Genomic DNA, 15735 nt, shown 5'->3' with positions numbered 1-15735 from the left:
ATTTTTTAGTTTTGTTTACTGGATAAAACTAAATTTACAACTAAACAAAATGGAGGCATACAATTTGAAAAAGTTAAAACTTGGCTACACACCTACAAGACGCTTTGTCTTTAGTGCAGAAGACGCTTTTAAGTACAAAGTCCTTATTAAGGAGAAGATCCAAAGCTTCGGGCTCGATATCGACATCGTGGATCTTGAGGGAATTAATTCAGAAGGTCTTCTATACGACGACAATATTAACGCTGATCTCATTATCGATCGATTTCGTCAGGAGAATGTTGATGCTGTTTTCTTCCCGCATTGTAACTTTGGAACGGAGGATACCGTTGCGCGTGTAGGTAAAGCGCTAGGAAAACCTGTGCTCTTGTGGGGCCCTCGTGATGAGGCACCGCTCGAAGACGGGATGAGGCTTCGCGATACGCAGTGTGGATTATTTGCTACAGGTAAGGTACTAAGGCGTTTTAATGTGCCATTTTCCTATGTAACGAATACACGTGTGAACGACCCTGTGTTTGAAAGAGGGTTTTCGAATTTTATTTCAGCAGCTAATGTTGTTCGTCAGTTCCGCGCACTTCGCATTCTGCAAATTGGTCCAAGGCCCTCTTCATTTTGGACAATGATGTGTAACGAAGGCGAGTTGCTGGAACGGTTTGGCATTGAGCTATTTCCAATTACACTCGTAGATATTCAGCGAGCAACTAAACGTGTTGAGAACGGAAATTCCTCTGAATTAGCTCAAGCTATCGATTACATTAAAGCAAAACTGGATTGGACAGAAGTGTCGGAAGCGGATGTAAAGCGGATCGCTGCACTGAAGGTAGCGATGAAACAATACGCCTTGCAAACAGGTAGTACAGCTATTGCCATTCAATGCTGGTCTTCTTTACAAGAAGCCATGGGTATCATGCCTTGCTTAGCCAATGCGATTCTGACAGATGAACAAATTCCAGTAACTTGCGAGACAGACATACATGGCGCGATTACATCGGCAATGGTGCAAGCTGCTGCTATGAATCAAGCTCCAACTTTCTTCGCTGATTTGACGGTCCGGCATCCGGAGAATGCCAATGGTGAATTGCTCTTCCATTGTGGTAACTTCCCAGTATCACTTTCTGTAGAAGAGAAACCTAAACTACGCAAGCACTTTTTGTTCGATGATCATGCACCTGGAACACATGAAGGAGAAATTAAAGGCGGCGGTATGACGCTGGCTAGGTTCGATGGAGATCATGGCGATTATCAACTGTTTCTTGGGCGTGCTCAAGGCATACAAGGGCCGTATACACGAGGCTCATATGTATGGGTAGAAGTCAATGATTGGCCACTTTGGGAAGAAAAATTAGTCAAAGGACCTTATGTGCATCATTCTGTTGGGATTCATGCGAACGTGATTCCATCACTATATGAGGCATGTCAATATATTCCTGGGCTGACACCGGATCCTGTAGATCCAACAGAAAGTGAAATTCAAGCATGGCTACGAGGCAAGGGCTTGTAAGGAGGAGGAAGTAAATATGGAAATCAAAGCGCTGCAAGCCAAAGCAACACAAATACGAATGGATTTACTTCAAATGATTGCGACTGCCAAAACAGGCCATACCGGCGGCTCACTTAGCAATACAGACATATTGACTGCCTTATATTATCGCATTATGAACATAGATCCTATGAATCCAAAAGCTGAAGATAGGGATCGGTTTATCTTGAGCAAAGGTCATTCCGTAGAATCCCTTTGGTCCATACTTGCGGATAGAGGCTTTTTCCTAAAAGAAGACCTAGCCACATTCAGCCAATTTGGCACAAAGCTTATTGGTCACCCGAATAACAAAGTGCCTGGTATCGAGATGAACACGGGAGCACTTGGCCATGGTTTGGCAGTCGCGGTAGGAATGGCCCTTGCTGCTAAACGTGATTGTGCGTCCTATCGGACTTTTTGTCTTATGGGAGATGGTGAGCAAGCAGAAGGCTCGGTTTGGGAAGCAGCTATGGCAGGCGCTCATTATAAATTGGATAATTTAATTGCTATTATTGACCGGAATCGGTTGCAAATTAGTGGGTCAACAGAAGAGGTTATGGGGCTGGACCCACTTGAAGATAAATGGGTAGCATTCGGGTGGAACGTTGTTTCAATCGATGGCAATGATATGAAAGATTTAGTTGAAACATTTGCAGCAGTTCCAGCAGTAGCAGGTAAGCCAACATTAGTCATGGCGAATACCGTGAAAGGCAAGGGCGTTTCCTTTGCGGAGAATGTCCCTCACTGGCATCATCATGTACCGAATGAGTTAGAGTTAGGGAGAGCGCTAGCAGAGTTAACTGCAGCTTTGGAGTTATATGAACAGAAGGGGGAGATACGTTAAATGAATACAATCCCTAACCGCCAAGTCATTTGTGAAACACTGCTCGAGCTTGCTAAAGATGATCGTGACATTATGGTGCTTGCTAGTGATTCAAGGGGATCCGCAGCGATGGCACCTTTCGCTAAAGCATTCCCAGATCAATTCGTTGAAGTCGGTATCGCAGAGCAAAATATCGTGGGGATATCCGCAGGACTTGCTCATAGCGGTAAAAAGCCCTTCGTGACTTCACCAGCTTGCTTTCTGAGTATGAGAAGTATTGAGCAGATCAAAGTGGACGTTGCCTATTCGGGAACTAATGTAAAGCTGGTTGGTATTAGCGGTGGAGTTAGTTATGGCGCATTGGGAATGTCTCACCATTCTGTGCAGGATATTGCAGTTGCACGTGCAATTCCAGGACTATCGGTTATCCTGCCTGCTGATCGACATGAAACAAAACGTATGACAGAAGCGCTCGTAAATCATAACGGCGGAGTTTACATTCGCATAGGCCGTAATGCCGTCGATGATGTGTATGAATCTCACGATTACGAATTTATTATCGGAAAGTCAGTAAGGATGCGAGCAGGTACAGATATCACAATAATTGCCACTGGAGAAACTGTTCGTGTAGCGCTTGATGCACATGAAGCGTTAAAGCAGGTTGGCGTGTCATGCAGGGTCATTAATATGCACACCATTAAACCGCTGGATGAACAATCAATTATACAAGCTGCCATAGAAACAGGACATATTATCACGGTAGAAGAACACAGCGTTCTTGGTGGACTAGGTGCAGCTGTAGCTGAAGTCGTTGTTCAAAACCATCCGGTTCCTATGCGTATTATCGGAATTCCAGATGAACCAGCGATTGCTGGCAAAAGTGCGGAAGTATTCGAGCATTATGGAATAAGCAAAAGTAATCTTAAGCAAATCGCATTAAAAATGCTTGGTAAACAGGAGTAAGTATGATGAATAAATCATATTTGTTGGCTATTGATCAAAGTACATCTGGAACGAAGGCACTTATCGTTGATCGTGAGGGTGCCATAATAACGCGTAGTACGGTTTCACATACAACATTCTATCCACGACCTGGCTGGGTTGAACAAGATCCGATGGAGATTTATAACAATGTAAAACACTCAACACATGAAGCTATACGTTCCGCTGGGATAGGTTATGAGGCTATTGCCGCCATGACGATTACGAATCAGCGAGAAACAGCTGTCATTTGGGACCTTATGACTGGTCTTCCCGTCTATCATGCCATTGTATGGCAGTGCCAACGGACAGCAGATCTGTGTGCAGCCTATAAGGCGGCAGGTGCTGAGGATAGGGTACGATCCCAAACCGGCTTAATGCTGGATCCGTATTTCTCGGCTGCAAAATGGCGATGGATTCTTGGGCATGTGGAGGGAATCCAGGATAAGCTGGTTGCAGGACATCTTCGTGCTGGAACCATGGACAGCTGGTTAATATGGAAGTTGACTGAAGGTAACGTACATGCAACGGATTACACCAATGCAAGCCGTACATCACTATTTAATATTCATACACTAGAATGGGATGAAGAGCTTTGCAACCTATTCGAGGTTCCAATCACCTTGCTTCCTGAGGTTAAATCATCAGATGATATATTCGGGTACACAGAAGACCCAACTATATTTGGCGAAAATCGTGTACCAATTACGGGTGTCATTGGAGACTCTCAAGCAGCCCTGTTCGGAAATCAATGCCTCGATATCGGGATGGCTAAAGCAACCTATGGCACGGGGACGTCCGTGTTAATGAATGTGGGTAATAAGCCGGTTCAAGCTGAGAACGGATTAGTAAGTGCAATCGCTTGGGGGATAGGAGGAAAAGTAACGTATGCCGTTGAAGCTGTTATTCGCACCTCTGGGGATTGCTTGTCATGGGTACGTGATAATCTTGAACTATTCCGTACTTTCGACGAAATGGAGGAATTGCTTCAAGAAGCTCCAGATAGTGAAGGCGTTTACTTAGTTCCGGCCTTCGTTGGACTCGGAGCACCCTATTGGGATTCTTACGCTAGGGCTTCAATTACTGGGATGAATCGAGGAACAACCAAAGCCCATATCATTCGGGCAGCTCTTGAAAGTATAGCTTATCAGGTCAATGATGCTGTTAATCTGATAGAGAATGAAACAGGTGTTGAACTTCAAGAATTGCGTGCCGATGGTGGAGCATCTGAGAATGTAGGTTTGATGCAATTCCAATCCAATCTGCTTGGCAAGAAAGTCGTTAAATCAGAAGTTGCTGAATTATCGCCTATGGGTTCCGCGTATATTGGTGGTGTCGGCATCGGATTCTGGCCCTCTTGGGAAGAAGTAAAGACTGAGAAATCAATTAATCAGACCTATTTGCCATTGATAGATCCGGAATTGCGGGATGTGTACAGGGCAGGTTGGAACAGAGCTGTAGTTTCTGTATTGAGAAAGAATGAGACTTGAGCGTTGCAATGCCGAATCTAATGATTGCGCTTACATATATCCATACATCTTAAAAAATGTTCGTTGATTTTACCTGAGGCATGACGATTTCTGAATAAGTCCGCTTATATGTAAGCAGGAGGAATGGTATGGATAATACTAGGAACAGCATTGCCAGTTTGCCCGATTTTGAAAATTTAAACATATTGCAGCTAAACGCAGAGCGTCCCAGGGCCGCATCAATCCCGTTCGCAAATGCCCAAGCGGCTTTAGTGGACGATCGAACGGCCTCCCCTTATTATCGATGTTTGAATGGAGAATGGAAATTTTATTACGCTGAGAACCCGTTCGAAACCCCGGAACGGTTTTATGAACAAACGTTTTCCTGCGAGGCGTGGGATACACTCCCGGTTCCGTCGAATTGGCAGTTACACGGCTATGGTGTCCCCTTATACAGCAGTAGCAAGTATCCGTTTCCGGTTGACCCGCCGTTCATTCCGAAGATGAATCCGACGGGCTGCTATGCTCGGATGTTTATCATCCCTGACAGTTGGATCGACAGATCTGTCATTCTCGCGTTCGACGGTGTGGATGCGGCCTTTCATTTGTGGGTGAACGGCGAGGAAGTCGGCTTCGGTCAAGGCAGCCATAATCGGATGGAATTTGATATTACACCTTTTATCCGCTCTGGGGAGAACAAGCTAGCGGTACGCGTCTATCAATGGTCGACAGGCAGCTATCTCGAGGATCAAGATAAATGGCGGCTGAGCGGGATATTTCGGGACGTATATCTGCTATCCGTCCCCATCGTGCATATGTTCGACGTCCGCATTCGGACTCGGCTCAACGAGACGTACCGGGAAGGTTTGTTGGAGCTTGCCATCACCTTAACGAATCGATCTGACCGATTGGGAGAGTCTTGCGGCATTCATGCGGTTCTGCTCGGACCGGCGCTTGAACTGGCAAGCGTAACGCTTGCCACCACTGCGCTTGCTCCTCGTGGGGAAGCTGTCGTCCATGCTGAGATTCCAATAAGTGACCCTGAGCTGTGGTCGGCTGAGCAGCCTGCTCTCTATAAGCTCCTGCTGACTTTGACCAATGCGGAAGGTAAGGTGGCTGAAGCACATCGCTATACAGTTGGATTTAGGGAAGTGAAAGTGAAGGGAGGACGGCTGCTCGTCAACGACATGCCGGTCATCCTTCGTGGAGTGAACCGTAATGAATTCGATCCAAATCTCGGTCATGTGACAACGATGGAGGCGATGGTTCGTGACATTACGCTGATGAAGCAGCATAACATTAATACCGTTCGTTGCTCTCATTATCCGAACGACGAGCGATGGCTCGATCTGTGCGATCAATACGGGCTGTACGTCATCGACGAAGCGGATTTGGAGACGCACGGTTGTGTATTTCTCGGAGAGATCAGTCGTTGGATCAACAATCCCGACGAGAAGACTGCTTATGAAAGCCGGTTGGCTGAGGATCCTGAGTGGTGGGAGGCATTCATGGATCGGATGGCTCGTCTAGTAGAGCGGGACAAGAACCATCCTTCCGTCATTGTCTGGTCCCTCGGGAATGAGTCAGGCTATGGTGACAATCACGACGCCATGGCTGCATGGACGAGAGAAGCGGATCCGACGCGTCCTATTCATTACGAACGTGCTAAGGATGCACCGATCGTCGACATCATCAGCTCCATGTATCCTTCGGTAGACATGCTGATCGCCGAGGGGGAGAAGGAGGAGACACGACCTTATCTGATGGTTGAATTCGGGCATGCGATGGGCAACGCACTGGGCAATCAGAAGGAATATTGGGACACCGTCTACCGATACCCCCGTCTTTGTGGTGGTTTGATTTGGGAGTGGACAGATCTCGCGATTCGCCGCCGTGCAAGCGACGGAAGCCTCCAATACGCCTATGGTGGCGATTTCGGTGATGAGCCTCATAGCGGCAATTTCTGTATTGACGGATTGCTGTTCCCCGACCGCAGCCCCAAGCCCGCTTTAATCGAATTCAAGAAGGCGATTGAACCGGTCACCGTCCATCCGGTACTACCGGAGCAAGGTGTCTTACGGATAGGCAATCGTTATGATATTGTTTCGCTGAAGCATCTTGCCATCCATTGGCGTGTGTATCGTGACGGCATCCTTCTAGAGGAAGGGAAGCTTGCGTCGCTGGATATTCCGGCAGGAGGAGAGGAACTCGTCACGATTCCTTTCTGCACGAGCCCGGCGGATGGGTGCAGTGAATATTGGCTGCATGTCAGCTTCGTCCTGCGCGATTCCACGGAATGGGCGCAGGCAGGCCACGAGGTGGCATGGGCGGACGTGCCACTGAACAATTCGACTAGTTCGGAATCTGCCGCCGATACGGAGGTGTTGGCCGGAGTCTCAGCTGCGGAGTACGATCGAATCATTCGCATCGATGGCGACGTCTTCACATTGATGTTCGATAAGCTGAACGGAGAAATTACTGCCTGGGATTATAAAGGTGTATCTTTGCTTACGCAAGGACCTCGCATCAATTTGTGGCGGGCACCGGTCGACAATGATGTCCATCTGGCGAAGCGGTGGCGTGATGCAGGCTATCATGAACTTGACGCCTACGTTCGCAGTGTCGAGTTATGTACGCAGAAGGAGGACTCCGCCATTCAGATCAAGACGGCTTCCGTGCTCAGCGTAAAGGGCTCTCGGCCAATATTCCAAGTTGAGCAACTATACACGATTTACGGCAGCGGGGAAGTGAAGCTGGAGAACCGACTTGAACCATTGAAGGAAGGACTACCTCCTCTTCCCAGAGCTGGTATTCGGTTCACGATGCCTAATCGATTCGATCGCTTCTCATGGTTCGGCCGGGGTCCACACGAATGTTACGCCGATCGTAAAGTCAGCGGGAAGCTTGGCGTGTACAAAGGGACAGTCGATGAGCAATTCGTGCCATATATCAAGCCACAAGAGAGTGGAAGCAAAGCGGACGTACGCTGGGCCTTTGTCGCGGACGTAGACGGCGTTGGACTGCTTATTGCTGGAGCGGGGACACCACTCGGGCAAGTTGGTGCAAGCCGATATTCAACCCAGTCTTTGAGCGAAGCCAAGCATCATTATGATCTGATCCAACTCGGCGAAGTGGAAATCAATGCCGATTGGAGACAATCGGGTCTTGGTAATCATAGCTGCGGCTATGCCCCTACCTTGCCGTCTTATCTGATTGCCCCAGAATCGACAGAATTTACGGTTCGACTGAAGCCATTCTCAGGCAATGAGTTGCAAGCGGACGGGAATCCTATTTCGTGTAACAGACAATAGGAATAATATAAATAATAGTTGTTCGGAGGTATCGTACAATAATTCGAGGTATCATCATTTCGATGATGCTTTTTTTATTCCCATAATAGCAAAGTGCGAGTTATTTTCGAAGTAAGCGGAGGCGACATGACAGAGTTCGTAGACCTGATGAACTATTCATGATATTCTTTTTGTGGGTATTTTTGGAAACGATTCACCTATAGATATGTCATGAATACCACCCAATCTAACAACGAAAATGATGTAAAGTGAGAATAACAAATCCATTTTTTGGGTGTGTTTATCAATGACTGAGATTATAGGATACTTGTAAGCGATGTTATTAAATTAGTTTGTAAGTGATTTATAAGAGGATGGTAAAAGCAATGAGAAGAACGAGAACAGCGCTAAGCATATCAGCGGCATGTCTGTTTAATTTATCTGTCGCGGGATGCGGTAATAGTATGAGTAATACAGACAAGTCGCCAACTGCGGCGAGTGGTACATCCGTACTAGTCAAAGCGAAAAATCCCGTTACACTTACTTTTGTAATCGCTAACACGGTAGATGCAACTCCTTTCAACAAAATCTTTAAATTGTATGAAGCCAAATCGGGGAATAAAGTTGAACTGCAAGCTTTGCCGGGCGGGGAGTTCGATAATATGATTAAGACACGATTCTCAACGGGCGATTTTCCTGATCTCTTTCTGATGCAACCGGGCACTAAGCAAAACGTAAAGCTAAGAGCGGAAGAAACACTTCGTGAATGGTCCGAAGATTAAAGGAGCAGGTGTAACTCCTTTTTATGAAGGTGTGAAAGATGGCTGGCCTGCTCAAATTTTTTATCTCACAGTGTGGGTAACCAATGTTGACCCCGTCGTGAAAGAGGAGGGTATTAAGAAATTAGAGACCAATGAATTGAAGCTTGCTAACATTCCAGAAGTGAAAGATTTATTTGAGAAACATAAAGAATTGAAGGACCTTGGCTTGTATCAAGAAGATGTACTTGCCGGTACCTATGACGACATGCAGAATAAATTGGGCGAAGGGAAAGTCGCCATGTCATTCATGATCGATGGCCTAATTCCACAGCTAGAGAAGAAATTTGGCAAACCGTTTGTAACAGATCACATCGGCTTCTTCCCATTCCCCTCGGCAACGGATGTAGGGACAGCGATGCTTTGTTGATGCGAAGAGTGAACTTTATCCCGCGCAGCAGACGGTAAAAAACATGATCGATGCCGGGAAGGCAAAGATCAATGTGCAAAACCGTCTGACGCCAACATTTGCAGATTTCCAAAAACTACTGCAAAATTTCTTCATCAGCGGCGATGTGGATAAGACGATACAAGAACTCTCTGAGAACTATGAGAAAGACGGTAAATCCAAATTGCTCCCAGGATTTGAAAAGTAGGGAATTCATTAGGCCTGAAATTCGTTTCGGTCGCCAGAGAATCACATTAGAGAGGAGAATTCTTCATGAAAAAGTTAACAACTGACTGTGTTCCCCTATGCCACTTTCCTACAGATCTTGCGGAGCTGACAGGGATACATGACGAAGAACGGTGGGAGGTGGGCCGAGTTCATGGATAAAATATGGTTTCAGCAGCCGGCTTCCGAGTGGAACGAAGCACTGCCGATTGGGAACGGCAGGCTCGGGGGGATGGTTTTTGGCAAGGCTGCCAAGGAAAAGATTCAACTGAACGAGGATTCGGTCTGGTATGGAGGACCGAAGGAACGCAACAATCCGGATGCTCTTGAGCATCTTCCGCAAATTCGCCAATGGATTACGGAAGGGCGAATTCGCGATGCCGAGCAGCTTGCGGTGATGGCACTTTCCGGCGTCCCAGAGGGGCAGCGCCATTATATGCCGCTTGCCGATTTGACGTTGGCCTTCGAAGGGCACTCCGGAGTGATCGAAGAGTACCACCGTGAACTTGACTTAAGTACGGGGATCGCCTCCGTAACCTACCAGACGGGCGGAATTCGTTATAATCGCGAGATGCTGTCCAGTCACGTCGATCAGGTATTGACGGTTCGGCTGGATACAGATACGCCCGGGGCATTATCCTTGACCGCGCGTCTTATGCGGGGCGAGAAAAATAAGTATGCAGAACAAATTGGCAAGCTGTCCGATCAAGCTATTGCGATTCGCGGCAATTGCGGCGGTGGCGGCTCCGAATTTTGTGCAGTGCTGCACGCGGAAGCTCATGGAGGTGTCGTCCGTGTGATCGGTGAGCATTTGATTATTGATCGAGCTGACAGTGTGACACTTTACTTGGCGGCAGCGACCTCATTTCGTTACGAGGATCCGAAGGCGCAATGCGTAAGACAGGTGGAGGAAGCATCGGGGAAAACGTACGCGCAGTTGAAAGTTGATCATCTAGAAGACTTCGGACGTCTGTATGACCGAGTTTCATTCAAGCTGCAATCCGGAGTGGGAGAGGCAGTAGATTTACCGACAGACAAGAGGTTGGAGCGAATTCGGGAAGGCAGCGAAGATTTCGGGATCATTCCGCTCTATTTTCAATATGGCCGGTATTTGCTCATTTCCAGCAGCCGCCCCGGCTCCTTGCCCGCTAATTTACAGGGGATATGGAATGATAAAATAGAGCCGCCATGGGACAGCAAATATACGATAAATATAAATGCACAGATGAACTATTGGCCTGCAGAAACGTGTAATTTGTCGGAGTGCCACGAGCCGCTGTTCGATCTTATTGAACGAATGCGGGAGCGCGGAAGGAAAACTGCGCAAACCATGTATGGCTGCAGAGGGTTCGTCGCACATCACAATACAGATATTTGGGGAGATACCGCTCCGCAGGACATCTATATTCCAGCAACGTACTGGCCGATGGGAGCCGCATGGCTATGTTTGCACCTGTGGGAGCATTTCGAATTTAACGGTGACCGCGAATTCTTGAAGCGCGCTTATGAAACGATGAAAGAATCGGCGTTGTTCTTCCTCGACTACTTAATGGAAACGCCAGACGGCAAGCTGGTGACCTGTCCATCTGCTTCTCCGGAAAATACCTACGTGATGCCGGGTGGGGAAAGAGGCTGTCTCACGATGGGACCGTCTATGGATAATCAAATTCTGCATGCTTTATTCTCAGCTTGTATTCGGGCAAGCGAATTGTTGGAAACAGAAGATTCCCTGCGGGATGAATGGATACATGTCCGTAGCCGGCTTCCAGAACCGAAAATTGGCCGTTACGGTCAACTTCAAGAATGGCTGGAGGACTACGAAGAGAAGAAGGCTGGGCATCGGCATATCTCTCATTTGTTCGCCCTTCATCCTGGCAATCAAGTGACTGTCAGGGGGACACCTGATCTGGCTGAGGCTGCGCGTAAAACACTGGAACGCCGACTTGCGAACGGAGGCGGGCATACCGGTTGGAGTCGAGCGTGGATCATTAATTTCTGGGCACGTTTGGAAGACGGCGAAGCAGCCTACAAGAACATCATGTCGCTGTTAAGCAAATCGACGCTGCCGAACCTGCTGGATAACCACCCGCCGTTTCAAATTGACGGCAACTTCGGGGGGACTGCCGGCATCGTGGAAATGCTAATGCAAAGTCATACGGGTGAGCTTCACTTGCTGCCGGCGCTGCCGGTGTCATGGTCTGACGGAGAAGTGAGGGGACTGAGGGCACGAGGGGGCTTTGAGGTAGATATCAAGTGGAAAAGCGGAAAACTTGAAAGTGCAGCGGTACGTTCGATGCTTGGAGGTATTTGCCGTCTTAGGACCAGTGACGAAGTTCGTATAGTTGGGATTGAACCCTTGAAAGATGTATCGATAGACGATCAAGTGGTCGTGTTTAACACAACTTCGGGTATGGCCTATGTGATCGAGTCGCTCCATCCTTAAATACGTATAGAAAAAGAGCTGCTCACCATGTAGTCAATACATGTTACAACAGCTCTTTTTTGTTGGACTAATTTTGCTCAAAGGGTAAGTCTGCGACTTCGCTTACAAATTGATAATGTCCGGAAGTAACGCGAAGTACGGCATATCCAGCTTCATAACCGATGATTTCGATGCTTGAGGGTGCTTCAATCCTTGAACCGCTTTCTGTAATCCTATCCATGGCTAATGCAGGGATGTAGACATCGGCCGTACAGTTTGCAGGAATACTCACGTTTAACGTCAACTGATATTGATTATAGCGTTTCCATTCAACACCCATAGATCCGACAGGCAACCGGTGCTCAACCTTGACTTCTTCCAAGCCACCAGGTAACGACGGTTTAATCGTCAACTTAAAGCTTTGAAAATCTGGGTCATATCGATAATCGATACCGGCTAAGCCGGCGTATAACCATTCTTCCAAATGACCGAGCATAAAATGGTTTTGTGATTTGCCAACAGTTGGACCATCCCAGGCTTCTGTCAATGTCGTTGCTCCATGTGCGATTTGATAACCGTAGCTTGGATGATCAGTTTGTCGGGTCATTTCGTAAATGATGTCCGAACGGCCGTTCAGTGCGAGTGCGAGCAGCACATACCGATGCCCCACATCGCCAGCAGTTGTATGATAACCTTGCAGTCGTATGTCTTCGATTAAATGAGAGAGCACGGTTTCCTTAAAGGGATCATCCACAAGTCCCAATGAAAGAGGCATGGCGTTGGAGGTTTGACTGCCAGTGGCATATCGGGAAGTTTCCCGGTTGTAAAATGAGTTATTAAACGCCGATTTGATCTTATCCCTTAAGTTCATGTAGTTGATGACGTCCTGCTTGTTGTTTAACAAGTTTGCTATTTGCACAAAAACATCAACGATATGGTAATACATCGCTGTTTCCGTGTGGGGGACAGGTGTGTTTTGGGCGAACCCAGGTCCATTTTCCCCAACATCATACCAATCTCCAAGTCCTTGATGGACGATCAAATGATCGGAGCTCTCCGTCACATAATCGATGTACGCTTTCATACCGTCATAATGCTCGGTTAAGATCCGAGTATTGCCGTACAATCGAAACAGGTTCCAGCCTGTCAACACGTAAGCACCGCCCCAAGAAACAGCATCGCGGAAGCAGCGCCATTTATCGGAAAATACAACATATTCAGGTGCCGTCGTCGGTACCATTCCGTTCGGCAGTTGGGCATCTCTGATATCTTCCATTACTTTCGTTAACAAGGCTTCTACCTGATAATTGAATGCCACAGAGGGACCCATCAAATGGATTTGCTCCAGCCATCCGAGCTTTTCTCGATGCGGACAATCCGTAAAAAGACTTTTCATATTGCTCAGAATCGCTTGATTAATCATTTCGTGCGTTTGGTTCAACATAACATCCGAGCATTCGAAATGCCCTGATAATCTCGTATCCGGATAGATCATTTGTCCCTCCAAGCGGATCAGTGAAGGAATCTCTGCAAGGGGAGTGGACGAATCGACAGGAATAGCGCCTTCGATTTGTACATAACGAAAACCGTAATAGCTGAAACGAGGCGCCCAGATTTCCTCTCCCTCTCCATTTAGGATATAGGAAAACCTGTAAGGGGATCCAGTCCACTTTTGATTGGCGGTACCGTCTTCCTTCAACAGTTCTGCAGGAGATAGAGTTATCTTAGAATCTTTCTGGCCACTGATTGATATTTCAACCCATCCTGCAAAGTTTTGCCCGAAATCCGCCACGTATACGCCTGGACTAGGTTGCGTTATGCGCAATGGTTTAAAGGACTGCATTACTTTCATTGGAGAAAGTGCTTCCGATTTAAGTTTTCCAAGTGGGGAAATAACTTCAGCTGCGTATCTCCAATCATCGCTTTCCGTGTAACTGGACAGATCCCAACCCGATTGATTACGGCGAGCATCATAGTCCTCACCCCCATAGATACATGAAAAGGTGATAGGTCCTTCAGCGATACGCCAGTCCTGATTACTGGCAATTGCAACCGTCGTACCGTCGGTATAGATGATTTCAAGCTGTACCAAACATTTAGGGGTACCGAAGGAACGTTTGAATTTCGTGTAACGGCCACCCGTGACGTTGAAAAATCCGTTCCCGAGCATCACACCCACCACATTGGCGCCTGTATTCATTTCGTCCGTCACATCGTAGACGTTGTAAAGGCAGGTATTGTCAAAGTTTGTCCACCCCGGCGTTAGCACATGATCGCTGACTTTGTTTCCGTTTAAGCGAAGCTCGTATTGTCCCAAACCGCAGATGTAAGCTCTTGCTCTTTTCACCTTTTTCACTAGTTTGAATTCATATCGGAACAGTGGAAGCGCCATACGTTCGAGCGACTCTCCATCAGGTTCTCCGATCCAGCGAGCTGCCCAATCAGACTCATGAATAAGTCCCATTTCCCAAAACGAAGCCGGGCTTTCTTCCATCTGATCGTCTTGATTCCAAAATTGAAGCTTCCAATAATAGCGAATGCGAGATTGAAGCGGAGGACCTTCATATAAAATATGTACGTTTTTCCTGCTTGCTATTTTACCGCTGTCCCATACGATGTGCTGAACATTTTCTTCAGCGGTTGACACTGTGATCCGGTAGGCAGTTTGCATTTGCGAGCGAGTAGGACTGGATTTGTAACTCCAGCCGAAAGCAGGGCGTGTCACATCGATCCCGATAGGACATCTTTTGCCTTCCACAAACATTTCATCCAGTTGCATGGGTAGGGTCTCCTTTGAAAACATCATGCGAGGCAGCCACACTGATCGTACGGAACTCTTTTCCCCAGTTTTTTGTCGCATCGCCTTCCTTATAAGGTCGGCAGGAGCAATAGAAGTGATAAAGCACGCCATGATGCGTAATGACAGACGGCTTATGCGCAAAAATAGAGTCAATCGTTCCTTCTTCGCCTACTCGAATGATCGGCTCCGGATATTTCTCCCAATGTAAAAGATCTTTCGATAAGGCGATTCCTTCTTGTGCTTGCTTGTAATTATAGCCAAAGAAATACATGATCCATTGATCTTTATCCAGTAAAACACAAGGGTCGCTGACAAAACCGGAGTCCCATCTATCCGGAGAGACACGTAGAATCGGGTTATGCTCGTATCGCTGCCACGCGATGAGATCAGTTGAGAAAGCAACGCCCGTTTGTTCGAGCCATTTTCCCTTATTAGTATTTTTGGCATTATAAAATAGGTAGAATGTGCCTTCATGTTCAACAAGACATTCCTTGTATAAACCTCCTTTTTCCCAATCTGCGCCTTCTTCGGGGGTTAGAATTGGATCAACGTATCTGTGCCACTCCAGTAGTTGTTCATCTTCCGACCATGCGATTCCGATTTTCGCCGAACCTTCTTCGTACCCGAAATCAGGGTAGGCGTGATAGAGCAGCCAGTATTTGTTGTTCCATTTCTTAAGCACCGGAGGAGCATCAATCTTATTTTCCTTCAAAATCCATGTGCCTGCTATATTTTTCGAGTCCCAGACTGAACCTTCATTTCGCCGTAAAATGACACTAAGGTGCTCCCAGTCTAACAAGTCTTTGCTAGTGGCCAAGGCTGTTTGATAACCCGTACCGTCAAATCCTACGTACATCATGTAAAACTTTTCATTATGTTGAAAGACGAAGGGGCAATCAACGGCACTTTCATCAAAGTGACCGGGGATTCCGGATCCGATAAGCACCGGTTTACCCAATTTATAAGGCGTTACATAGGGCTCAATATTCATGGTTTTCAATCT

Annotated in this window: 11 protein-coding genes; 9 read left to right on the top strand and 2 right to left on the bottom strand. The window is 47.1% G+C overall.

Annotated elements, in window-relative coordinates:
- Positions 1-64 precede the first annotated feature (64 nt).
- The 9 genes from ACSQ8O_RS20030 (at position 65) to ACSQ8O_RS19990 (ending at position 11953) form a co-directional block, all read left to right on the top strand.
- The gene (locus ACSQ8O_RS20030) at positions 65-1498 is read left to right on the top strand and encodes an L-fucose/L-arabinose isomerase family protein (RefSeq protein ID WP_436243096.1); all 1434 of its coding nucleotides are present in this window, start codon (positions 65-67) and stop codon (positions 1496-1498) included.
- A gap of 16 nt (positions 1499-1514) precedes the next feature.
- Positions 1515-2360, top strand: a complete 846-nt coding sequence (locus ACSQ8O_RS20025) for a transketolase (protein ID WP_436243095.1) — start codon at positions 1515-1517, stop codon at positions 2358-2360.
- Positions 2361-3302 (top strand): transketolase family protein, encoded by a 942-nt coding sequence (locus ACSQ8O_RS20020; RefSeq protein ID WP_436243094.1) that lies wholly within the window; start codon positions 2361-2363, stop codon positions 3300-3302.
- A 2-nt stretch (positions 3303-3304) separates the two neighbouring features.
- Positions 3305-4810, top strand: a complete 1506-nt coding sequence (glpK, locus tag ACSQ8O_RS20015; RefSeq protein ID WP_436243093.1) for a glycerol kinase GlpK — start codon at positions 3305-3307, stop codon at positions 4808-4810.
- 128 nt (positions 4811-4938) lie between these two features.
- Positions 4939-8100: a glycoside hydrolase family 2 TIM barrel-domain containing protein gene (locus ACSQ8O_RS20010; protein ID WP_436243092.1), complete on the top strand. Its 3162-nt coding sequence runs from the start codon at positions 4939-4941 to the stop codon at positions 8098-8100.
- A 365-nt stretch (positions 8101-8465) separates the two neighbouring features.
- Positions 8466-8861, top strand: a complete 396-nt coding sequence (locus tag ACSQ8O_RS20005; protein WP_436243091.1) for a hypothetical protein — start codon at positions 8466-8468, stop codon at positions 8859-8861.
- Complete coding sequence (locus ACSQ8O_RS20000; RefSeq protein WP_436243090.1) at positions 8842-9267, top strand: hypothetical protein; 426 nt, start codon at positions 8842-8844, stop codon at positions 9265-9267. The genes ACSQ8O_RS20005 and ACSQ8O_RS20000 overlap by 20 nt, the downstream gene beginning before the upstream one ends.
- Before the next feature lie 43 nt (positions 9268-9310).
- Positions 9311-9493 carry a hypothetical protein gene (locus tag ACSQ8O_RS19995; RefSeq protein WP_436243089.1) on the top strand — a complete coding sequence of 61 codons (183 nt, stop codon included), beginning with the start codon at positions 9311-9313 and terminating at the stop codon, positions 9491-9493.
- 171 nt (positions 9494-9664) lie between these two features.
- Positions 9665-11953, top strand: a complete 2289-nt coding sequence (locus ACSQ8O_RS19990) for a glycosyl hydrolase family 95 catalytic domain-containing protein (protein ID WP_436243088.1) — start codon at positions 9665-9667, stop codon at positions 11951-11953.
- 67 nt (positions 11954-12020) lie between these two features.
- Here ACSQ8O_RS19990 and ACSQ8O_RS19985 read toward each other — a convergent pair whose 3' ends face one another.
- Both ACSQ8O_RS19985 and ACSQ8O_RS19980 read right to left on the bottom strand, forming a co-directional pair.
- The gene (locus ACSQ8O_RS19985) at positions 12021-14711 is read right to left on the bottom strand and encodes a family 78 glycoside hydrolase catalytic domain (protein ID WP_436243087.1); all 2691 of its coding nucleotides are present in this window, start codon (positions 14709-14711) and stop codon (positions 12021-12023) included.
- Positions 14698-15723, bottom strand: coding sequence for a family 43 glycosylhydrolase (locus ACSQ8O_RS19980; RefSeq protein WP_436243086.1), 1026 nt, complete (start codon positions 15721-15723; stop codon positions 14698-14700). The genes ACSQ8O_RS19985 and ACSQ8O_RS19980 overlap by 14 nt, the downstream gene beginning before the upstream one ends.
- Between the last annotated feature and the right edge of the window lie 12 nt (positions 15724-15735).

It is taken from the genome of Paenibacillus sp. LjRoot56, from assembly GCF_964253335.1.
GTDB lineage: Bacteria > Bacillota > Bacilli > Paenibacillales > NBRC-103111 > Paenibacillus_E > Paenibacillus_E allorhizoplanae.
Note: the sequence above shows the minus strand (reverse complement) of the source record. Positions and strands in the feature narration are given on the sequence as shown.

What these genes read in the sequence shown, in the direction of transcription:
- ACSQ8O_RS20025 (WP_436243095.1), top strand. Translation starts at nt 1,515, where the DNA reads ATGGAAATCAAAGCGCTGCAAGCCAAAGCAACACAAATACGAATGGAT.
- ACSQ8O_RS20020 (WP_436243094.1), top strand. Translation starts at nt 2,361, where the DNA reads ATGAATACAATCCCTAACCGCCAAGTCATTTGTGAAACACTGCTCGAG.
- glpK (WP_436243093.1), top strand. Translation starts at nt 3,305, where the DNA reads ATGATGAATAAATCATATTTGTTGGCTATTGATCAAAGTACATCTGGA.
- ACSQ8O_RS20010 (WP_436243092.1), top strand. Translation starts at nt 4,939, where the DNA reads ATGGATAATACTAGGAACAGCATTGCCAGTTTGCCCGATTTTGAAAAT.
- ACSQ8O_RS20005 (WP_436243091.1), top strand. Translation starts at nt 8,466, where the DNA reads ATGAGAAGAACGAGAACAGCGCTAAGCATATCAGCGGCATGTCTGTTT.
- ACSQ8O_RS19995 (WP_436243089.1), top strand. Translation starts at nt 9,311, where the DNA reads ATGATCGATGCCGGGAAGGCAAAGATCAATGTGCAAAACCGTCTGACG.
- ACSQ8O_RS19990 (WP_436243088.1), top strand. Translation starts at nt 9,665, where the DNA reads ATGGATAAAATATGGTTTCAGCAGCCGGCTTCCGAGTGGAACGAAGCA.
- ACSQ8O_RS19985 (WP_436243087.1), bottom strand. Translation starts at nt 14,711, where the DNA reads ATGCAACTGGATGAAATGTTTGTGGAAGGCAAAAGATGTCCTATCGGG.
- ACSQ8O_RS19980 (WP_436243086.1), bottom strand. Translation starts at nt 15,723, where the DNA reads ATGAATATTGAGCCCTATGTAACGCCTTATAAATTGGGTAAACCGGTG.